Source organism: Streptomyces sp. NPDC042364, assembly GCF_056437585.1.
This window is the reverse complement of sequence record NZ_JBWKAJ010000019.1, coordinates 14,158-32,885: the sequence shown is the minus strand read 5'-3', so window position 1 is coordinate 32,885 and position 18,728 is coordinate 14,158. Positions and strand designations below refer to the sequence as shown.

General features: G+C 72.0%; 17 protein-coding genes and 1 pseudogene. 12 read left to right on the top strand and 6 right to left on the bottom strand.

Annotated elements, in window-relative coordinates; genetic code table 11:
- Positions 1-33 precede the first annotated feature (33 nt).
- Together AC067N_RS29930 and AC067N_RS29925 are read left to right on the top strand one after the other, a co-directional pair.
- Positions 34-1,602, top strand: coding sequence for a LutB/LldF family L-lactate oxidation iron-sulfur protein (locus tag AC067N_RS29930; RefSeq protein WP_478682010.1), 1,569 nt, complete (start codon positions 34-36; stop codon positions 1,600-1,602).
- Entirely contained in the window at positions 1,599-2,255 is a 657-nt protein-coding gene (locus tag AC067N_RS29925) for a LutC/YkgG family protein (protein ID WP_478682009.1), read from the top strand. The genes AC067N_RS29930 and AC067N_RS29925 overlap by 4 nt, the downstream gene beginning before the upstream one ends.
- A 55-nt stretch (positions 2,256-2,310) precedes the next feature.
- Here the strand turns inward: AC067N_RS29925 and AC067N_RS29920 are convergent.
- Both AC067N_RS29920 and AC067N_RS29915 read right to left on the bottom strand, forming a co-directional pair.
- Positions 2,311-2,433 (bottom strand): annotated as a pseudogene (locus AC067N_RS29920) (UdgX family uracil-DNA binding protein); the annotation flags it as partial.
- A 228-nt stretch (positions 2,434-2,661) separates the two neighbouring features.
- Entirely contained in the window at positions 2,662-3,342 is a 681-nt protein-coding gene (locus AC067N_RS29915) for a phosphoribosyltransferase (RefSeq protein WP_478682008.1), read from the bottom strand.
- Between the two features lie 182 nt (positions 3,343-3,524).
- Between AC067N_RS29915 and AC067N_RS29910 the strand changes: the two genes are divergently transcribed.
- Positions 3,525-3,974 carry a Fur family transcriptional regulator gene (locus AC067N_RS29910; RefSeq protein ID WP_478682007.1) on the top strand — a complete coding sequence of 150 codons (450 nt, stop codon included), beginning with the start codon at positions 3,525-3,527 and terminating at the stop codon, positions 3,972-3,974.
- A gap of 24 nt (positions 3,975-3,998) precedes the next feature.
- Positions 3,999-6,215, top strand: a complete 2,217-nt coding sequence (gene katG, locus AC067N_RS29905) for a catalase/peroxidase HPI (protein WP_478682006.1) — start codon at positions 3,999-4,001, stop codon at positions 6,213-6,215.
- A gap of 348 nt (positions 6,216-6,563) precedes the next feature.
- Here katG and AC067N_RS29900 read toward each other — a convergent pair whose 3' ends face one another.
- Positions 6,564-7,328 carry an SDR family NAD(P)-dependent oxidoreductase gene (locus AC067N_RS29900; RefSeq protein WP_478682005.1) on the bottom strand — a complete coding sequence of 255 codons (765 nt, stop codon included), beginning with the start codon at positions 7,326-7,328 and terminating at the stop codon, positions 6,564-6,566.
- A 172-nt stretch (positions 7,329-7,500) separates the two neighbouring features.
- Positions 7,501-8,523 (bottom strand): Gfo/Idh/MocA family protein, encoded by a 1,023-nt coding sequence (locus tag AC067N_RS29895; protein ID WP_478682004.1) that lies wholly within the window; start codon positions 8,521-8,523, stop codon positions 7,501-7,503.
- 212 nt (positions 8,524-8,735) lie between these two features.
- On the opposite strand from AC067N_RS29895, the gene AC067N_RS29890 reads away from it, so the two are divergent.
- Positions 8,736-9,428 (top strand): DUF6215 domain-containing protein, encoded by a 693-nt coding sequence (locus tag AC067N_RS29890; RefSeq protein WP_478682003.1) that lies wholly within the window; start codon positions 8,736-8,738, stop codon positions 9,426-9,428.
- Between the two features lie 42 nt (positions 9,429-9,470).
- Here the strand turns inward: AC067N_RS29890 and AC067N_RS29885 are convergent, their stop codons facing one another.
- Both AC067N_RS29885 and AC067N_RS29880 read right to left on the bottom strand, forming a co-directional pair.
- The gene (locus AC067N_RS29885; protein WP_478682002.1) at positions 9,471-10,769 is read right to left on the bottom strand and encodes a cytochrome P450; all 1,299 of its coding nucleotides are present in this window, start codon (positions 10,767-10,769) and stop codon (positions 9,471-9,473) included.
- A 20-nt stretch (positions 10,770-10,789) separates the two neighbouring features.
- Positions 10,790-12,145 (bottom strand): glutamine synthetase family protein, encoded by a 1,356-nt coding sequence (locus tag AC067N_RS29880; protein ID WP_478682001.1) that lies wholly within the window; start codon positions 12,143-12,145, stop codon positions 10,790-10,792.
- Positions 12,146-12,311: 166 nt separating this feature from the next.
- Here AC067N_RS29880 and AC067N_RS29875 point away from each other — a divergent pair, with 166 nt between their 5' ends.
- The 7 genes from AC067N_RS29875 to AC067N_RS29845 all read left to right on the top strand — a co-directional run bounded on the left by AC067N_RS29875 (position 12,312) and on the right by AC067N_RS29845 (position 18,573).
- Positions 12,312-12,500, top strand: a complete 189-nt coding sequence (locus AC067N_RS29875; protein ID WP_478682000.1) for a ferredoxin — start codon at positions 12,312-12,314, stop codon at positions 12,498-12,500.
- Positions 12,501-12,502: 2 nt separating this feature from the next.
- The gene (locus tag AC067N_RS29870; RefSeq protein ID WP_478681999.1) at positions 12,503-13,702 is read left to right on the top strand and encodes an NAD(P)/FAD-dependent oxidoreductase; all 1,200 of its coding nucleotides are present in this window, start codon (positions 12,503-12,505) and stop codon (positions 13,700-13,702) included.
- Between the two features lie 14 nt (positions 13,703-13,716).
- On the top strand, positions 13,717-14,529 hold the full coding sequence (locus tag AC067N_RS29865) for an acetoacetate decarboxylase family protein (protein WP_478681998.1): 813 nt from the start codon (positions 13,717-13,719) through the stop codon (positions 14,527-14,529).
- A 123-nt stretch (positions 14,530-14,652) separates the two neighbouring features.
- Complete coding sequence (locus AC067N_RS29860; protein WP_478681997.1) at positions 14,653-16,113, top strand: aldehyde dehydrogenase; 1,461 nt, start codon at positions 14,653-14,655, stop codon at positions 16,111-16,113.
- Complete coding sequence (locus tag AC067N_RS29855; RefSeq protein ID WP_478681996.1) at positions 16,106-17,026, top strand: 3,4-dihydroxyphenylacetate 2,3-dioxygenase; 921 nt, start codon at positions 16,106-16,108, stop codon at positions 17,024-17,026. Before AC067N_RS29860 ends, AC067N_RS29855 begins: the two co-directional genes overlap by 8 nt.
- Entirely contained in the window at positions 17,019-17,864 is an 846-nt protein-coding gene (locus tag AC067N_RS29850; RefSeq protein WP_478681995.1) for a fumarylacetoacetate hydrolase family protein, read from the top strand. The genes AC067N_RS29855 and AC067N_RS29850 overlap by 8 nt, the downstream gene beginning before the upstream one ends.
- Before the next feature lie 49 nt (positions 17,865-17,913).
- The gene (locus AC067N_RS29845) at positions 17,914-18,573 is read left to right on the top strand and encodes a TetR/AcrR family transcriptional regulator (protein ID WP_478681994.1); all 660 of its coding nucleotides are present in this window, start codon (positions 17,914-17,916) and stop codon (positions 18,571-18,573) included.
- The last annotated feature ends 155 nt before the right edge of the window (positions 18,574-18,728 follow it).

The following is an 18,728-nucleotide window of genomic DNA, read 5'->3' as shown; positions in this document are numbered from 1 at the left end:
GGAGCAGACGGTGAGCGGGACCGGGAGCCGCGGATGAGCGGGACGTTCGTCGGGATGCCGGCGTTTCCGAAGGCGGCCCACGAGGCCGTGCACAACGCGACCCTGCGCGGCAATCTGCGGCACGCCACGCACACGATCCGCGCGAAGCGGGAGAAGGCCGTCACGGAGGTGTCGGACTGGGCGGAGCTGCGCGAGGCCGGAAAGCGGATCAAGGACCACACGCTCCGTCATCTCGACCGGTATCTGGTCCGGTTGGAGGAGTCGGTGACGGCGGCGGGCGGCACCGTCCACTGGGCCGCCGACGCGGACGAGGCCAACCGCATCGTGACCTGTCTGGTCAAGGCGACCGGTGAGACGGAGGTCGTCAAGGTCAAGTCGATGGCGACGCAGGAGATCGGGCTGAACGAGGCGCTGGAGGCCGAGGGCATCCACGCCTACGAGACGGATCTCGCGGAGCTGATCGTGCAGTTGGGCAAGGACCGCCCGTCGCACATCCTCGTCCCCGCGATCCACCGGAACCGGGGCGAGATCCGGGACATCTTCGCGCGTGAGATGAGCGAGTGGGGCCGCCCCGCCCCCGAAGGCCTGACCGACACACCCGCGGAGCTGGCGGAGGCGGCGCGGCTGCATCTGCGGGAGAAGTTCCTGCGGGCCAGGGTCGGCGTCTCCGGCGCCAACTTCATGGTCGCCGACACCGGCACGCTGGTCGTGGTGGAGTCCGAGGGCAACGGCCGGATGTGCCTGACCCTGCCCGAGACGCTGATCTCGGTCGTCGGCATCGAGAAGATCGTGCCGACCTGGCGGGACCTGGAGGTGTTCCTGCAGACCCTGCCCCGCTCCTCCACGGCCGAGCGGATGAACCCGTACACGTCGACGTGGACCGGCACGACCGACGAGGACGGCCCGAGCACCTTCCACCTCGTCCTCATCGACAACGGCCGTACCGACGCGCTCGCCGACCAGGTCGGCCGTCAGGCGCTGCGCTGCATCCGCTGCTCGGCGTGTCTGAACGTCTGCCCCGTCTACGAGCGGGCGGGCGGCCATGCGTACGGCTCGGTCTACCCCGGGCCCATCGGCGCCATCCTCAGCCCTCAGCTCCGAGGCATCGGCAGCGAGATCGACGCGTCGCTGCCGTACGCATCGTCGCTGTGCGGCGCCTGCTACGAGGTGTGCCCCGTGGCCATCGACATCCCCGAGGTGCTGGTGCATCTGCGGGAGCGTGTCGCGCAGGGCGGGCAGACGACCGAGAGGGGCAACAAGGTCGTCCTCAAGCCCGCGAGGGGACACGCCGCCGAGCGGGCGGCGATGCGGGCGGCCCGCTGGGCCTTCAGCCACCCCGGCGCGCTGCGCACCGGCCAGCGGCTCGCGTCCCGCACCCGCCGCTTCCACCCGCGCACGCTGCCGGGCCCCGGCATGGCGTGGAGCGCGAGCCGCGACCTGCCGACGCTGCCGGCGGAGCCGTTCCGCGACTGGTGGCAGCGGACGGACGGGGGGCGGACGGAGGCCGGGGGCGCGGACGCCGGCCGAGGGGACGAAGGGCGTCCGAGCGGCGGGCGTGTGAGGGGCGAACGGGCGGACGGCGGAAGGGACACCGGCAAGTGAGCAGCAGGGATCTGATCCTGGGGCGCGTGCGGCGCGCCCTCGCCGACGTGCCGCGCGAGGACATTCCGTACGAGCGGGCCGTTCCGCGAACCTACCTCCGGGAGCACGGCGAGCGCAGCGTCACGGAGACGGTGGATCTGCTGGCCGGGAACCTGGCGGACTACCGGGCGATCGTGCACCGCACGGACACCGCCCAACTCCCCGGTGTCATCGCGGGGTTGCTGACCGAGCACGGGTCGGCCTCGGTACTCGTCCCGCCCGCGCTGCCCGAGGAATGGCTGTCGGCGACCGAGGTGACACGGGTCCCCGACCGCGTCGAGAGCACCCCGCACGAACTGGACGGTGTGGACAGCGTCGTCACGGCCTGCGCCCTCGCCGTCGCGGAGACCGGCACGATCGTGCTGGACGGCTCCCCGGACCAGGGCCGCCGCCGGATCACCCTGGTCCCCGACCACCACATCTGCGTCGTACGCGTCCCCGACCAGGTCGTCTCCTCGGTCCCCCGGGCCCTGGAACGCCTCGACCCCACCCGCCCGTTGACCTGGATCTCCGGCCCCTCCGCCACGAGCGACATCGAACTGGACCGCGTGGAGGGCGTCCACGGCCCGCGCACGCTGGAGGTGGTGCTGGTCGGCGGGGGCGACGGCGAGTGAGCGTCGTCGGCTGCCCGTGGACGGCGGGCAAGGAGCGGCGTCCTCGCGGACTCGCGCCCTCGCCGAAGACCGTCCGCGTGGCGTCCTCGTACAGCGGGCAGCCGCGGCAGTCGGCCGCCGCGCGCCGGTGTGCCGCGAGCCCGCCACGGCTCGGCAGGAACGGTTCCGCGTCGTAGGCCCGGCCGCTGTCGGGCGAGGCGCTCCTGGACCGGGTGCCGCTCGTGGACCGGGTGTCCCTCCCGGGCTCTGTGTCGCTCGTGGAGCGTGTGACGCTCGTGGGTCGGGCGGGGTGCGGGGTTCATCCGGGTCCGCCTCCTTCGCCGGAGCCGGTGCTGCGGGGCCCGTCCCGGGTACCCCGCCCGGCGGGCGTCCACCCCGGACCGCCGCGCCCGGGGTGGCACCGGGCTCACCCGTCCTCCAGCGCCGCGAGGACGTCGTCGTCCGTGAGCTGGTCGAAGTTCTCGTACCAGAGGCCGACGGCGCGGAAGCCGTGCGGGCTGCGCAGACAGATCACCCGGTCGGCCTCACCGCGCAGCAGCTCGACGGACTCGGGTGCGCCGACGGGCACGGCGAGGACCACGCGGGCGGGACCCCCGCGGCGGACGGAGTGCAGCGCGGCTCGGGCCGTGGCGCCGGTGGCCAGTCCGTCGTCGACGACGATCACGGTGCGGCCGCGCAGGTCGGGGGCGGGGCGGCCGCGCCGGTAGCGGCGCTCCCGGCGGTGCGCTTCCTCCCGCTCCCGTGCCACCACGGCGGCGAGGTCGGCTTCGGTGAGCCCCAGCCAGGCGAGTGCCGACCGGTCGAACAGGGGCGGGTCGTCGCCGACGAGGGCGCCGACGCCCAGTTCCTCCTGGAACGGCGCGCCGATCTTGCGGGCCACCAGCACGTCGAGCGGCGCGCCGAGCGCCCGTGCGACCTCCCGCGCCACCGGGACGCCACCGCGCGGCAGGGCGAGGACGACCGGGTCGGGCAGCTCCCCCCTCTCCCCCGCCCTGCGCAGGCGCGCGGCCAGCTCCCGGCCGGCGTGCGCACGGTCGCGGAAGCGTGTCGACGCCGGGGCGCCACCCCGGCTCAGGCGCGGATTCATGACATCCCTCGGTTCCAGTGTCACCGCACCCGAGCGGGCCGTCACGCCGAACCGTCGCACCGACGCACCGACGCACCGACGCACCGACGCACCGACGCACCGACGGTGTCCGAAACCGTTCACCAAACTTGGGTCATTCGTTTTCTTGAACAGTTCGTGTTTGAGGGAGTAGGTTGGGCGTCATGACCGAGCCCCAGACTCCGACCACCGCCGAGGCGCTGCGCGGTGCCGGCCTGCGGGTGACGGCCGCGCGGGTCGCTCTGCTGGAGACCGTCCGGGACGGCGACCACCTCGGCGTCGAGGCGATCGCCTCCGGCGTGCGCGATCGCGTCGGCCACATATCCGTCCAGGCCGTGTACGACGCGCTCAGCGCACTCACCGAAGCGGGACTCGTACGCCGCCTCGAACCACCCGGCAGCCCGGCCCTGTACGAGGGCCGCGTCGGGGACAACCACCATCACCTCGTGTGCCGGTCCTGCGGCACCGTGGTCGACGTCGACTGCGCGGTGGGCCACGCCCCGTGCCTGACCGCGTCCGACGACCGCGGCTTCGCGATCGACGAGGCCGAGGTCATCTACTGGGGCCTGTGCCCGCAGTGCTCGCAAGCCAAAGCCAGCAGTTCAGCACCGTGATCCACCCAGTTCGGAAGGACTCCCATGACTGAGAACCACGACGCGATCGTCACGGATCAGAAGGCCGAGGGGGCCGGCGGCTGCCCGGTCGCTCATGGCCGCGCCGCGCACCCCACCCAGGGTGGCGGAAACCGTCAGTGGTGGCCGGAGCGGCTCAACCTGAAGATCCTTGCCAAGAACCCCGCCGTGGCCAACCCCCTCGGTGAGGAGTTCGACTACGCCGAGGCGTTCAAGAACCTCGACCTGGCGGCCGTGAAACAGGACATCGCCGAGGTACTGACCACCTCCCAGGACTGGTGGCCGGCCGACTTCGGCAACTACGGGCCGCTGATGATCCGTATGGCCTGGCACAGCGCCGGCACCTACCGGATCAGCGACGGCCGCGGCGGCGCCGGCGCCGGCCAGCAGCGCTTCGCGCCGCTGAACAGCTGGCCGGACAACGCCAACCTGGACAAGGCGCGCCGTCTGCTGTGGCCGGTGAAGAAGAAGTACGGCCAGTCCATCTCCTGGGCCGACCTCATGATCCTCACCGGCAATGTCGCGCTGGAGCAGATGGGCTTCGAGACCTTCGGCTTCGCCGGCGGCCGCGAGGACGTCTGGGAGGCCGACGAGGACGTCTACTGGGGTCCCGAGACCACCTGGCTCGACGACCAGCGCTACTCCGGCGACCGCGAGCTGGAGAACCCGCTCGCCGCCGTCCAGATGGGTCTGATCTACGTCAACCCCGAGGGCCCCAACGGCAACCCGGACCCGATCGCCGCCGCCCGCGACATCCGTGAGACGTTCCGCCGCATGGCGATGAACGACGAGGAGACCGTCGCCCTCATCGCCGGTGGCCACACCTTCGGCAAGACCCACGGCGCCGGCCCCGCGGACAACGTCGGCGCCGACCCCGAGGCCGCCTCGTTGGAGGAGCAGGGCCTGGGCTGGAAGTCCGGCTACGGCACCGGCAAGGGCGGCGACACCATCACCTCCGGCCTGGAGGTGACCTGGACGGCCACGCCGACCCAGTGGAGCAACGGCTTCTTCAAGAACCTCTTCGAGTACGAGTACGAGCTGACGGAGTCCCCGGCCGGCGCCAAGCAGTGGGTCGCCAAGAACGCCGAGGCGATCATCCCCGACGCGCACGACCCGTCGAAGAAGCACCTCCCGACCATGCTCACCACCGACCTGTCGCTGCGTTTCGACCCGGTCTACGAGCAGATCTCCCGTCGCTTCTACGAGAACCCGGACCAGTTCGCGGACGCCTTCGCCCGCGCCTGGTACAAGCTGACCCACCGTGACATGGGCCCGAAGTCGCTGTACCTCGGCCCGGAGGTCCCGGAGGAGACGCTGCTCTGGCAGGACCCGCTGCCGGAGGCCGAGGGCGAGGCCATCGACGCCGCCGACATCGCGGCGCTCAAGGCCAAGCTGCTCGACTCGGGTCTCACCGTCTCCCAGCTGGTGTCCACCGCGTGGGCGTCGGCGTCCACGTTCCGCGGCAGCGACAAGCGCGGCGGCGCCAACGGTGCCCGTATCCGCCTGGAGCCGCAGCGCGGCTGGGAGGTCAACAACCCGGACGAGCTGCGTCACGTCCTGAGCATCCTCGAGGGCATCCAGGCCGGGTTCAACACCGGCGCCAAGAAGGTCTCCCTCGCCGACCTGATCATCCTCGGTGGTGCCGCCGCCGTGGAGAAGGCCGCCAAGGACGCCGGCTTCGACGTGGAGGTCCCCTTCACGCCGGGTCGTGTGGACGCGACGGAGGAGCACACCGACGTCGAGTCGTTCGCCGCGCTGGAGCCGACCTCCGACGGCTTCCGCAACTACCTGGGCAAGGGCAACCGCCTCCCCGCCGAGTACCTGCTGCTCGACCGGGCGAACCTGCTCACCCTGAGCGCCCCCGAGATGACGGCCCTCGTCGGTGGTCTGCGCGTCCTGGGCGCCAACAGCGGCGGGTCCACGCACGGCGTCTTCACCGAGACCCCGGGCAAGCTGACCAACGACTTCTTCGTCAACCTGCTCGACCTGGGCACGACCTGGAAGTCCACCTCAGAGGACCAGACCCTCTTCGAAGGCCGTGACGCGGCCACCGGCGAGGTCAAGTGGACCGGCACCCGTGCCGACCTCGTCTTCGGCTCGAACTCCGAGCTGCGTGCCCTCGCCGAGGTGTACGCGAGCGACGACGCCAAGCAGAAGTTCGTCAACGACTTCGTCGCGGCGTGGGTCAAGGTCTCCAACCTGGACCGGTTCGACCTCGTCTGATCCCGCGGGTCCCCGGGATCCGATCACCGAGTGACGCGGGTCGGGAGCTGATCCGACCCCGTCCGACCCCCGCGTCCGGGCCGGCCCCCACGGGCCGGCCCGGACGTCCCCGTGTGGCGGCCTCCCGCGGCCCAGGTCGGCGGCAATGTCCGGGGCTGCTCCCGGGGTACCTGGGGCGAGCGGACCCCGTACGGCCGTGACGTGGCATGGCCCGTGCGCGTGGACAGCTGTCTCGCGGACGGGTGCCCGGCACGCGACCGTGCACCTCGCCCCCCGTCTCGGCACCCATGTGGCCCTGCTGAACGCACCCGCGGACGCTGCGCCCGACGCGCTGGACCCACACCATGATCAAGACGATGTCGCCGCAGGTGCCGACGAGTCTGTGACCCCGGCCGTGGGTGCGATGACCAGTTCCTCGATCAGCGTCCGCTCCGGGAGCGAGACGCACAGCAGTACTGCCCGTGCCACGTCCTCCGGCCGCACCATGGCCGCCCGCTGCTCCGGGCTCGGTGGCACGGGGCGGCTGTCGAGGACGGGGGTGTCGACCGCGCCCGGCAGGACGCAGGTGGCCCGGATGCGGTCGTCGCGGTAGCTGTTGCGGAGGTAGGCCATGAAGTTCCGCACCCCGGCCTTCGCCGCGCCGTAGGGGGCGCCGCCCAGGAGGGTGGGCCGGATCGCGGCCATGGAGGAGATGGTGACGATCGAGCCGCCGCCCCGCTCCAGCATGTCCGGGAGGACGGCCCGGGTGAGCAGGTAGACGGCGGTGAGGTTGACGTCCATGACGGCGTTCCACTCGTCCTCGCCGGTCCAGCGGACGTCGCCGACCTGGCCGGCGCCGCCCGCGTTGTTGACGAGGATGTCGACGGGCCCGGCCGCGCCCCTGGTCCAGGCGACGAGGTCGCGTACCTCCTCGGCGTCCTCGATGTGCGCGGGGCGGGTGAAGGCCGTGCCGCCGGCTTCCCCGACGGCGGCGGCGACCTCGTCCAGCGGCTGCGGGCGCCGCCCCACGAGGACGACGGCCGCGCCCTCCTCGGCGAGCAGCAGCGCCGTCTCCCGGCCGATGCCGGTGCCCGCGCCGGTGATCAGCGCGGTCCTGCCCTCCAGGGGACGCATCTTCCCCTCCGGAGGTCGCGCCTGCCTGCGGTCCCCGATTCCCATGCCCCATCACCCTCCAGCCGGAGCGCATCACACGCCCTTTGAGGTGAGCATGCCCACCGGATGGGAAGCACCAAGGGGCCGGGCCCGGCGGCGAGCCACCGCCGGACCCGGGCGGCCGTACGGGAGGTCAGGGGCCGTGGAAGTCGGGGCGGTCCACGAGGGTCACCTCGACGCGGCCGCCCTCGGTCTGGGAGCGGACCGCCGCCTCGCAGATCGCCGCGACGGCGTAGCCGTCCCAGGTGCCGGGGCCGGTGACCTCGCCGCGGCGGGTGGCGTCGACCCACGCCTGGACCTCGCGGTCGTAGGCGTCCTCGAAGCGCTCCAGATAGCCGGGGGTGACCGTGCCGCCCCAGCGGCCCGCGGTGGTGACCAGCAGGTCGTGCCCGTCGCCGATGCGCGCCGTGCCGTGCTCGCAGACGGCCTCGGCCTGCACCTGGTAGCCGTAGCGGGCGTTGAGGTAGATCTCGACGTCGGAGAGGGCGCCGCCGTCGGTCTCGAAGACGACGAACTGGGGGTCGGCCAGGCCCACGGGGGCGTTCGCGGACGGCCGGGGCCGCAGCACGGTGACGGCGGTGATCTCCTGGCCCAGCAGCCAGCGGGTGATGTCCATCTCGTGGGCCACGGAGTCGTTGAGGGCCATGGCGCTGGTGAAGCCGGGCGGGTTCTCGGGGTTGCGGTGCCGGTGGTGCAGCATCAGCGGCCGGCCCAGTTCCCCGCTGTCCAGCAGGGCCTTGAGTCTGGCGTACTCGCGGTCGTGGCGGCGCATGAACCCCACCTGCACCCTGCGGTGGCCGAGCCGCTGTTCCGCCTCCAGCAGGCGGAACGCGGAGGCGGTGTCCGGGGTGAGGGGCTTCTCGCACAGGACGGGCAGGTCGTGGGCGAAGGCGGTGAGCAGGGCCGCCTCGTGGGCCGGGCCCGGGGAGGCGACCAGCACGGCGTCGACGCCCGGCGCGGCCAGCGCCTCGGCGGTGTCGGCGAAGGCCGTGCAGCCCTCGATGCCGGCGGCGATCGCCTCCGCGCGGTCGGTGTCGAGGTCGACGACGGCGGCGACATGGGCCCCGCTGGTGACCTCGGTGATCCGGCGCACATGGTCGGCGCCCATCCGGCCGGTGCCGATGACGGCGACACCGAGGGAGTTCTGCTGGGTCATTCGGGTCCCTCACTCGACGGGAGACGACAGGGCCGTACGGCGCCTCGACGGGCCGTGGGGTGATCGCCGGGCCCGCTGCCGGGGTTCTACCCGTCGGTGAACCCACGGCGTCGCGAACCCGATGATCACATGGTCTCAATATCGTTTCGCGGCCGGACGATCACCCGCTAAGCTCCCCCGGCGCGCACGGGGCGCGCACGGGGTGGGGGGACATGAACGACCGTCAAGGGGAGCCCGGGAAGGGCACGGGGGCGTGGGGCCAGGCGATACTGGCGTTCGTCCTGTTCGGGGTGGTGGCCGGTGGCCTGTGGCTGCAGGACGCCTTCGACGGGACGGCCACGAGCACCGGGCCGGCCACCTGCTCGACCTCGGACGACGCCTCACCGGCGCCGAGGAATCGGGTGTCGGGGGCTCGGTTGTGCACCGCGCTGAACCGCGAGGACCTGCCGAAGCTCGTCGGCACACCGCTCGAGGAGGCGGTGAACGCCTCGGGCGGCGAGAGCGAGTCCCGCTGGGCGGGGGGCACCAAGACCATCACCCCCGAGGCGAAGGTCGAACTGGAGTCCCACACCGTACAGATCTCGGCGTCCTACGACGATCTCCCGGTCAGGGACTCGATCGGCTACCTGGGCGGCGGCGCCGAGCCCAAGGAGGTCCTGGGGCATCCGGCGGTCCTCTACTCGGGCCGGACCATCGCCATCTCCTTCCGACTCGACGGCGGCGACGCCACGTCGGGCCCCGGCGGTGTAGCCCGCCATCTGCTGGTGGCGGGCGACACCGAGGACAAGGGAGACTCCTACGACCTGGTCATCTGGCGTGAGGACCGGCTCCCGCCGGACGACGCGGCACTGTTCCGCATCGCGGAGAAGGTGCTGCCGACGCTGCCCGGCTGGAAGTCCGGCTGAGGCAGGGGCGGGACGGGCGGAGGACGGGCGGCACGAGGGTGGTCAGGCCAGGGTCACCTCGACCGGCAGCTTCTTGATGCCGTTGACGAAGTTCGACCGCACGCGCGGGACGTCACCGGCGAGCCGGATGCCGGCGAGCCGGGGGATCAGCTCCTCGAACATGATGCGGATCTCGGTGCGGGCCAGCAGATTGCCGAGGCACAGGTGCGGGCTGCCCTTGCCGAAGGTGACGTGGTCGTTGTTCTGCCGGGCCACGTCGAAGTCGTACGGGTTGCCGAAGACCTCCTCGTCGCGGTTGCCGGAGGCGAACCACATGACGACCTTCTCGCCCTCCTTGATGTGCTTGCCGCCCAGTTCCACGTCCCGGGTCGCGGTGCGGCGGAAGTGGTAGACGGGCGAGGCCCAGCGCAGGAACTCCTCGACCGCGACCGGGATCAGCGACGGGTCCTCCTGGAGGCGGGCGAGCTGCTCGGGGTGCTGGAGCAGGGCCAGCATGGAGTGGGAGATGGTGTGCCGGGTGGTCTCGTTGCCGGCCACCACCAGCAGCAGGAAGTAGTTGTCGAAGTCCTGCGCGGACAGCGGCACACCGTCGCGCGGGACCGTGTTCACCAGGCGCGAGACCAGGTCGGTGCCGTCCCCGCCGCGCCGCTGCCGGGCCAGTTCGCGGCCGTACTCGAAGACCTCCACCGAGGCGGGCGAGCGGAACGGCAGATGACGGTACTTCTCGCTCTCCGCGCTGTGCAGCAGGACGTCGGCGTAGTCGGGGTCGGTGTTGCCGATGATGCGGTTGCCCCAGTCGATGAGCTGCTGGTTGTCCTCCGGCGGCACGTCGAGGAGGCGGGCCAGGACATTGATGGGGAAGTCGGCGGAGACGTCGGCGACGAAGTCGAAGGTGCCCTTCGCCAGTGCCGCGTCCAGCGTGGTGGCGGTCAGACCGCGCAGGAAGTCGGTGTAGCCGTTGATCACGCTCGCGCCGAACTGCCGCTGGATCACGCTGCGCAGCGCGCGGTGGCGTACGCCGTCCATCTCCAGGATGGAGGCGCGGGTCTTGATCTGGTCGTCGTCGACCTCCTCCAGGTTGACGAACCTGGTCGAGGTGAAGGTCTCGGCGTCCCGGTCGACGCGGGCGATGTCGGCGTGCCGGGTGACGGACCAGAAGCCGGAGTTGGGGGCCTGCTCGGGCTGCCAGTGCACCGGGTCCTCGTGGCGCAGGGTGTGGAACATGCGCCAGGGGGTGACGCCGTCGGTGAAGTTGTCGAGGTCGGCGAGATCCACGTCGGCCAGCGGCAGGGGCTCCTGCACGGCCTCGCGGGCGGAGGGAAGGTGGGCGGAAGTGGTCATGGTCTTCGTTCTCCTGGACGTCACAGGTGGTAGGCGTACTCGGTGAACTCCCAGTCGGTGACGTGCCGGTGGAAGCGTTCGACCTCGTTCCGCTTGTAGCCGAGGTACGAGGTGGTGAAGTCCTTGCCGAGCACCTCGGTGAGGGCGGTGTCCGCCTCCAGTGCGTCGAGGGCGTCGGACAGGCTCATGGGCAGGAGGGCCGACCGGGCGGTGTCGTAGCCGTAGCCCTCCAGCGGGGCGGGGGGCTCCTCGCCCGCCCGCACCCCGAGCAGGGCGGCGGCGAGCGTGCCGGCGATCAGCAGGTACGGGTTGGCGCTCGCGTCACCGAGCCGCAGTTCGAGTCGGGCGCCGGAGCCGCGCTCGGGCGGGATGCGGACCATGGCGCTGCGGTTGTCGAGCCCCCAGTCGATCAGCCAGGGCGCGAGGGTGTCCGGGCCGAAGCGCTTGTAGGAGTTGACCGTGGGGTTGGCGAGCGCGGCGAGGGCCGGGGCGTGGGCGAGGACGCCGGCGATGGCGTGCCGGGCGGTGGCGGACAGGCCGTGGGCGCCGGACGGGTCGTCGAAGGCGTTCCTCCCGTCCTCGCCGTCGCAGGACAGATGGAGGTGGAAGCCGGAGCCGCCCGCGTCGTTGAACGGCTTGGCCATGAAGGTGGCGATCCTGCCCTCCTTTCGGGCGAGTTCCTTGACGGCGGCCTTGAAGCGGAAGGACCGGTCGGCGGCCGACAGTGCCTCGGAGTGGTCGAGGTTGATCTCGAACTGTCCGCCGTCGAACTCGTGGTTGCCGTTGGTGGCGCCGATCCGCAGGTCGCGGAGGTGGCGCAGGGTGCGCAGCAGATGGTTGTCGGGGTCGGCGCGCAGGCCGGCGGTGTAGACGACTCCGTCCGCGCCCGAGTAGCGCTTCCAGCCGCTCGGGGACGCCGGGTCCTCGTCGCACAGGAAGTACTCCAGCTCGGGTCCGACGATCGGGGTCAGGCCCTGTTCGGCACAGCGGTCGAGCACGCCGCGCAGCAGGTCGCGGGGCGACTCGGGGGCGGGTGACCCGGTGGCCGGGTCGACGGTCTCGCCCAGACAGACGGCGACGCCGGGCTCCCACGGCAGGGGGACCAGGGTGTCGAGGTCCGGTCGTACGTGGATGTCGGGCAGTCCCGCGTCGAGGCCCCCGGGCACGGGGACGACGTCCCCCTGGGGCGAGGTGTGGTAGACGGCCCGACAGAAGGTGAGTCCGTGCGCGCAGGCCGCGGGAAGGCTGTCGAGCAGGACGTCACGGGCGCGGTCGGTGCCGATGAGATCGGGATAGGTCACCCGGACCACGTCGATGCCGTCGGCGGCGAGCCGCTCCTGGTGCTGACGAACGTCCGGTGTTGGGGATGCGCTCACCGTTGTCTCCTCGGCGGCAGGCAAATGTTTGAGGCCAAACGATAAGAAGGGGCACACCGGCCCGCAAGGGGCTGAGGGCAAAAAATTATCCACCTGGACAGGTATTGACCAGGGGTGCGCCGCTTCCTATTTTGTTTGGAACCAAATGACCCGAGGAGGACCGGCCATGAAGGTCGTCGTCGACATGAACAAGTGCCAGGACCACGGCCAGTGCGTTTTCGCCGCCCCCGAGGTCTTCCAGCTGGACGCGAACGGGCGGCTGGCGTACGTCAGCGACCCTGACGACGCGCTGCTCGACGAGGTCGAGGAAGCCGCCGACGTCTGCCCGCTCCAGGCCATCCGGATCGAGGTCTGACCATGGCTCCCACCAGCGCACGCGTCGTCGTGGCCGGCGCCTCCATGGCCGGTCTGCGCGCCGCCGAGCAGCTGCGCGCGGCCGGCTGGACCGGGGCGATCACGCTCGTCGGCGACGAGCCCCACATGCCCTACAACCGGCCCCCGCTCTCCAAGGAGGTGCTGGCCGGGAAGGCGCCCTTCGAGTCCCTCGCCTTCCGGCCCCGCGCGAGCGTGGCCGACGCGGAGTGGCGCCTCGGCACCAGGGTCGTCGCGTCCCGCCTCGCCGAACGGACCGTGGTGCTCGACGACGGCTCGCAGCTGTCGTACGACGGGCTGGTGGTCGCCACGGGTATGCGGCCCCGGCGGCTGCGCTGCCCCGGTCCCCTCGCCGGACGCCACACGGTCCGCACCCTCGCCGACGCGCAGGGCCTGCGGGCGGAGCTGACCCGGCCCGGCGCCCGGGTGGTCGTCGTCGGCGCCGGGTTCATCGGCTGCGAGGTGGCCGCCACCGCGGTGGGCCTCGGTGTCGCCGAGGTGACCGTCGTCGATCCGCTGCCGCTGCCCATGGCCGGCCCGCTCGGCGACCTGCTCGGCCGCGCGCTGCTCGCCCGGCACGAGGAGCGCGGGGTGCGCTTCGCCCTCGGCACCGGGGTCGCCGGCTTCGCGGGCGAGGACCGCGTCACCGGGGTGATCCTCGACGACGGGACGGTGCTGCCCGCCGATGTGGTGGTGGAGTCGGTCGGCTCGCTCGCCAACACCGAGTGGCTGGACGGCAACGGCCTCGACCTGACCGACGGGGTGCTCACCGACGAGCAGCTGCGGGTCGGCGGACGGCCCGAGGTCGTCGCGGTGGGGGACGTGGCGCGTTTCCCCAACGCCCGCTACGACGGCGTACCGCGCCGGGTGGAGCACTGGTGCATCCCCACGGACACCGCCAAGCACGCGGCCAAGGTACTCACCGGCGCCGAGACCGCGCCCTTCGCCCCGCTGCCCGCCTTCTGGAGCGACCAGCACGACTTCCGGCTCCAGTCCTTCGGCGCCCCTGTCCTCGGCAAGGACGACGTACGGGTCCTGGACGGCGACCCGGCCGGGGACGTCCTGGCCGGCTACCACCACGACGACCGGCTGGTCGCCGTCGTGGCGCTCGGCGGCCCGGCCGCCATGTCCGCCGCCGCCCGCTACCGCGCCGAACTCCTGAAGCAGCCCGCCCTCACCGCGTAAGGAACCGCCTGACCATGACCACCGTCCGTGGATTCTTCCAGCCCAAGACGGCGACGGGCTCCTCGTCGCTGATCCCGTCCCCGCCCTGGCGCTACTCGGGCGACCTGCTCACCGTCGAGTACCGCACGGACCCCGCCCGCGTGCGCGAACTGCTGCCGGAGCCGCTGGAGCCTGCCGACGAGGACCCGGGCGCGGTCGCGCTGATCTGGGCCGACTGGCAGTCCTGCTCGGCGTCCGGCGCGGAGCTGCTCGACCCGGTGCTCTCCCAGTACAAGGAGGCCTTCGCGGTCGTCCGGTGCAAGTACAAGGGGCTGACGTACTCGCGGTGCGTCTACATCTGGGTCGACAAGGACTTCGCGATCGCGCGCGGGCTGCACCAGGGCTATCCCAAGAAGCTCGGGTCCATCCACCAGACCCGGCCCCACCCCTACGGGCCCGCTCCCCGGATCGAGGCGGGGGCCCGCTTCGGGGCGACCCTCGCCGCGGCGGACCGGCGGCTCGCGCAGGCGGTGGTGACGCTGCGGGAGCCGTCGGAGACGAACGGGTTCGTCAACGGGCACCCCATGGCCCACCACCGGTGGCTGCCGTCGATCGAGAAGGGGAAGGGACTGGCGCTGGACGAGCTGATCGAGTCCGGCGCGGCCTCCTTCGAGGGCGGGCAGCCGTGGGTCGGCGACGCGGAGCTGGAGCTGTTCGAGGCGCCGACGGAGGAGTTGGCGCGACTGACGGTGGAGGAGCCGATCGCCGCCTACTACCGCCAGGTCGGCGTGGTGTGGGACGGGGGGCGCCTGCTGGAGACCGGGACGTCCGAGGCGGCCGCCGGGTGAGGTCCGCGGTCGCCCATGGGTTCGCCGTGACCGGCCGCGCCCATGCGGCGCGGCCGCATACCGATACGGCCCGCGCCCCTGGGCGGGCGCACTGCCCCTTCATGGAAAAGGAAGCTCCCTCTCATGTCTGACAAGATCATCGTCGGCGGTGTGTCCGTCGACACCCGGCACTGGATCGGTGGCGAACGTGTCGCCTCCTCCGGCACCTTCACCGACCACTCCCCCATCGACGGCGCCGCCCTCGGCGAGATCGCCCGGGGCGGGCCCGCCGAGGCCGCCGCCGCCGTCGCCGCCGCGAAGGCCGCGTTTCCCGGGTGGGCCGCCACCTCGCGGGCCGAGCGGGCGCGGATCCTGCACGCCGTCGCGGACGGCGTGGAGAAGCGCCTCGAGGAACTCGCGGTCGTCGAGACCACCGACAACGGCGCCCTGCTGCGGTCCCACCGGCGCGGGGTGATGCCTCGGGTCGCGCACAACTTCCGGTTCTTCGCCGACTGGCTGCTGCGGCTGGAGCACGAGGAGTTCGAGACACGGGGGCACACGAACCACGTGTCGTGGGACCCGGCCGGCCCCTGCGTGCTGATCACACCGTGGAACGCCCCGCTGATGCTCGCCACGTGGAAGGTCGCCCCGGCGCTCGCCGCCGGGAACACCGTGGTGCTGAAGCCCGCCGAGTGGTCGCCGCTGACGGCCTCCCTGCTCGCCGACATCGCCGCCGAGGCGGGACTGCCGGCCGGCGTGCTGAACGTCGTGCAGGGGTACGGCTCCGAGATCGGCGACGCCCTCACCTCGCACCCGGACGTGCGCCGGATCAGCTTCACCGGATCGGTGCCCACGGCCCGGCGGATCGCCGCCTCGGCCGCCGCCCGTCTGACCCCGCTCAGCCTCGAACTCGGCGGCAAGTCGCCGCTGCTGGTCTTCGCGGACGCCGACCTGGACCTCGCCGTCGACCTGGCGGTGGAGCAGTACGACAACGCCGGGCAGGTGTGTCTGGCCGCGACGCGCTTCCTCGTCGAGGAGGCGGTCGCCGAGGAGTTCACACGCCGGTTCGCCGAGAAGGCGAGCGCGCTGAAGCAGGGCGATCCCCGGGACGAGGCCACCGACATCGGGCCCAACATCCATCCCCGGCAGCTGGAGAAGATCGACGGGTTCGTCCAGCGGGCCCTCGCGGCCGGGGCGCGGGCCGTCATCGGCGGGCACCGGCTCGACGGGCAGTACTACGCGCCGACCCTGCTCACCGATGTGGCCCAGGACTCGGAGATCGTGCAGGAGGAGGTCTTCGGGCCGGTCCTCACCCTCCAGACCTTCGCCGACGAGGACGAGGCCGTCCGGCTCGCCAACGACACCCGCTTCGGGCTCGCCGCCACCCTCGCCACCGGCGACCGGGCACGCGCCGAACGGGTCACCGCACGACTCGTCGCGGGCACGGTCTGGGTCAACTGCTTCTTCGTACGCGACCTCCAGGCGCCCTTCGGCGGCTCCCGCCAGTCGGGGGTGGGCCGCGAGGGCGGCACCTGGAGCTTCGACTTCTACTGCGACCTGAAGAACACCGTCACCGCACCGAACGGATGGACGAACCATGGGTGAGATCGTCGGGGCGGGCCTCCTCGCCCACGTCCCCACCATCGTGCTGCCGGAGGAGGACCGGCTGGAGCTCAACGAGGGCAAGGAGATCACCCTCGTCACCGGCCTCCAGCAGCTCCGCAGGGACGTCTTCGAGCGGGACGACTACGACACCGTCGTCGTCCTCGACTCGCACTGGGCGACCACGGTCGAGTTCGTGGTCACCGCGCAAGCGCGGCGGGCCGGGCTGTTCACCTCCGAGGAGCTGCCGCGCGGCATGTGCCGGATGCCGTACGACTTCCCCGGCGACCCCGAACTCGCCCGCAACATCGAGAAGTTCGCTGACAAGCACGGCACCTGGATCACCGCGATCGAGGACGACTACCTGCCGGTCTACTACGCCACCATCAACCTGTGGAAGTTCCTCGGGGAGGGGCTGCCGGACAAGCGGTGGGTGACGATCGGCGTCTGCCAGACCGGCGACATGGAGGACCATCTGCGGCTGGGCCGGGCGCTGGCCGACGGCATCGCGGCCACCCCGGGCCGCCGGGTGCTGCTGATCGCCTCGGGCGCCCTCTCCCACACCTTCTGGCCGCTGCGCGAACTGCGCGACCACGAGGCCAGCGACCCGGTGCACATCTTCACGCCCGAGGCGCGTGCGGCCGACGAGGAGCGGATCGCCTGGTTCAAGGAGGGCCGCCACGACCGGGTCCTCGACACCATGGACGAGTTCTGGAAGTACAAGCCGGAGGCGAGGTTCTTCCACTACCTGATGATGGCCGGCGCCCTCGGCGAGCGCGCGTGCGTGGCCAGCGCCCGCCAGTACGGCGAGTACGAGAACTCGATCGGCACCGGCCAGGTGCACCTCTGGTTCGACCGGCCCGCCGACGGCTGGACCGCATCCCACACCCCCGTAGAGGAGTCCGCCCATGCCTGAGTACCGCCGCATCCTGCTCGACGGCGCCGCCGTCCAGGTCACCGTCGACGGTGACGAGCTGGTCGCCGGGGACGGCCGCCGGGTCAAGACCGAGGAGGCGCACCACCTGACGCCGGTCGTGCCGTCGAAGGTGATCGCCGTCCACCTCAACCACCGCAGCCGGGTCGACGAGTTCGGGATCGAACTGCCGGACACGCCCACCTACTTCCACAAGCCGACCTCGGCCCTCAACTCCCACAAGGGCGCGGTCGTGCGCCCCGAGGGCTGCAAGTGGCTCAACTACGAGGGCGAGGTCGCCATCGTCATCGGACGCACGGCGCGGAACATCTCCCCGGACGAGGCGGGCGAGTACATCGCGGGCTACACCGTCGCCAACGACTACGGCCTGCACGACTTCCGTGACACCGACGCCGGCTCCATGCTCCGGGTCAAGGGCTCCGACACCCTCTGCCCGCTCGGGCCGGGGCTGGTCACCGACTGGGACTTCCGCGGCAAGAGCCTCAGGACATACGTCAACGGCGAGGTCGCGCAGGACGGTTCGACCGACGAGATGCAGTGGGACATGCACTACCTCGTCGCCGACATCGCCCGCACCATCACCCTGTACCCGGGCGACGTCCTGCTGTCGGGCACCCCGGCCAACTCCCGGCCCGTACAGCCGGGCGACGTCGTCGAGGTCGAGGTGGAGGGCCTCGGACGGCTCACCAACCACATCGTGACCGGCCCGACCCCGATCCGTACCGACGTCGGCGCGCAGCCCACCGAGTCCGAGGAGGTGCTGTCCACCGCGCTCGGCGGCGACTGGGAGTTCCGCGGCATCCGCCCGCCCCGGCGCTGACGCCGCCCTTCGCCGGAGGCTGCGGAACCGTACCGGTAGGGTCACCGGCATGACCGAATCCGCCGACGCGCCCGAGAGCCGGAAACCCCGTAAGCGCCTGCACTACGGCGAAGGACGGGAGGCCCTGCTCAACGCCGCGGTACGGGTGGTGGCGCGCGGCGGACTGCGCAAGCTCACCTATCGGGCCGTCGCGGAGGAGGCCGGTGTCACCCATGGTCTCGTGGTCCACCACTTCGGGTCGCGGGACGCGCTGATCGAGGAGGCGCTCGCCCACACCATCCGCACGTCGTTGAGCGTCAGCGCGCTCGAACCCGGCACCGGCAGGGTCGCCGACTTCTCGACGGGGCTGTCCGAGATGGTCACGGCGGACCCCGGGAGGCAGGCGTTCCAGTACGAGCTGCTGCTGGAGTCACGCCGCAGCCCGGAGCTGCTGCCTCAGTTGCGCGCGCTGTACGACGAGTACTTCGACGCCACCCGGCGGGAGCTGAGCCGGATGCTGCCGGCCGGCGCGGACCATGCGCTGGCCCGGCTGGTGTTCGCCGCGCTCGACGGTCTGGTGCTGCACCAGCTCGTGCTGGGTGAGCCGGAGGTCACGGACGCCGCCCTGGAGCGGCTGCGCGCCCTGCTGCGGCTCCTGGACGCCGACGGGGACGACAGCCGGGCGGGCGGCGGCAGCGTCGCCGACGACGCCGGAGACGCCCCGGAGTAACGCTCCCACCTGCATATTCCGAGGCCCCGGACGCCGAGCGTCCGGGGCCTGCCCGTGTTCCTGGGCGGCGATCGGGGGCAGCTGTGCGGCGCTGTCCACCCACTGGAAAATCTTGCTCCCAGCCCCTTGCCAAACGGATAGTTCAAGCCCACGAT

Coding starts and splice junctions, on each gene's coding strand:
- AC067N_RS29875 (WP_478682000.1), top strand. CDS start 12,312: ATGAAGGTCGTCGTCGACATGAACAAGTGCCAGGACCACGGCCAGTGC.
- AC067N_RS29855 (WP_478681996.1), top strand. CDS start 16,106: ATGGGTGAGATCGTCGGGGCGGGCCTCCTCGCCCACGTCCCCACCATC.
- AC067N_RS29860 (WP_478681997.1), top strand. CDS start 14,653: ATGTCTGACAAGATCATCGTCGGCGGTGTGTCCGTCGACACCCGGCAC.
- AC067N_RS29930 (WP_478682010.1), top strand. CDS start 34: ATGAGCGGGACGTTCGTCGGGATGCCGGCGTTTCCGAAGGCGGCCCAC.
- AC067N_RS29870 (WP_478681999.1), top strand. CDS start 12,503: ATGGCTCCCACCAGCGCACGCGTCGTCGTGGCCGGCGCCTCCATGGCC.
- AC067N_RS29850 (WP_478681995.1), top strand. CDS start 17,019: ATGCCTGAGTACCGCCGCATCCTGCTCGACGGCGCCGCCGTCCAGGTC.
- AC067N_RS29900 (WP_478682005.1), bottom strand. CDS start 7,328: ATGCGTCCCCTGGAGGGCAGGACCGCGCTGATCACCGGCGCGGGCACC.
- AC067N_RS29865 (WP_478681998.1), top strand. CDS start 13,717: ATGACCACCGTCCGTGGATTCTTCCAGCCCAAGACGGCGACGGGCTCC.
- AC067N_RS29890 (WP_478682003.1), top strand. CDS start 8,736: ATGAACGACCGTCAAGGGGAGCCCGGGAAGGGCACGGGGGCGTGGGGC.
- katG (WP_478682006.1), top strand. CDS start 3,999: ATGACTGAGAACCACGACGCGATCGTCACGGATCAGAAGGCCGAGGGG.
- AC067N_RS29910 (WP_478682007.1), top strand. CDS start 3,525: ATGACCGAGCCCCAGACTCCGACCACCGCCGAGGCGCTGCGCGGTGCC.
- AC067N_RS29895 (WP_478682004.1), bottom strand. CDS start 8,523: ATGACCCAGCAGAACTCCCTCGGTGTCGCCGTCATCGGCACCGGCCGG.
- AC067N_RS29915 (WP_478682008.1), bottom strand. CDS start 3,342: ATGAATCCGCGCCTGAGCCGGGGTGGCGCCCCGGCGTCGACACGCTTC.
- AC067N_RS29885 (WP_478682002.1), bottom strand. CDS start 10,769: ATGACCACTTCCGCCCACCTTCCCTCCGCCCGCGAGGCCGTGCAGGAG.
- AC067N_RS29845 (WP_478681994.1), top strand. CDS start 17,914: ATGACCGAATCCGCCGACGCGCCCGAGAGCCGGAAACCCCGTAAGCGC.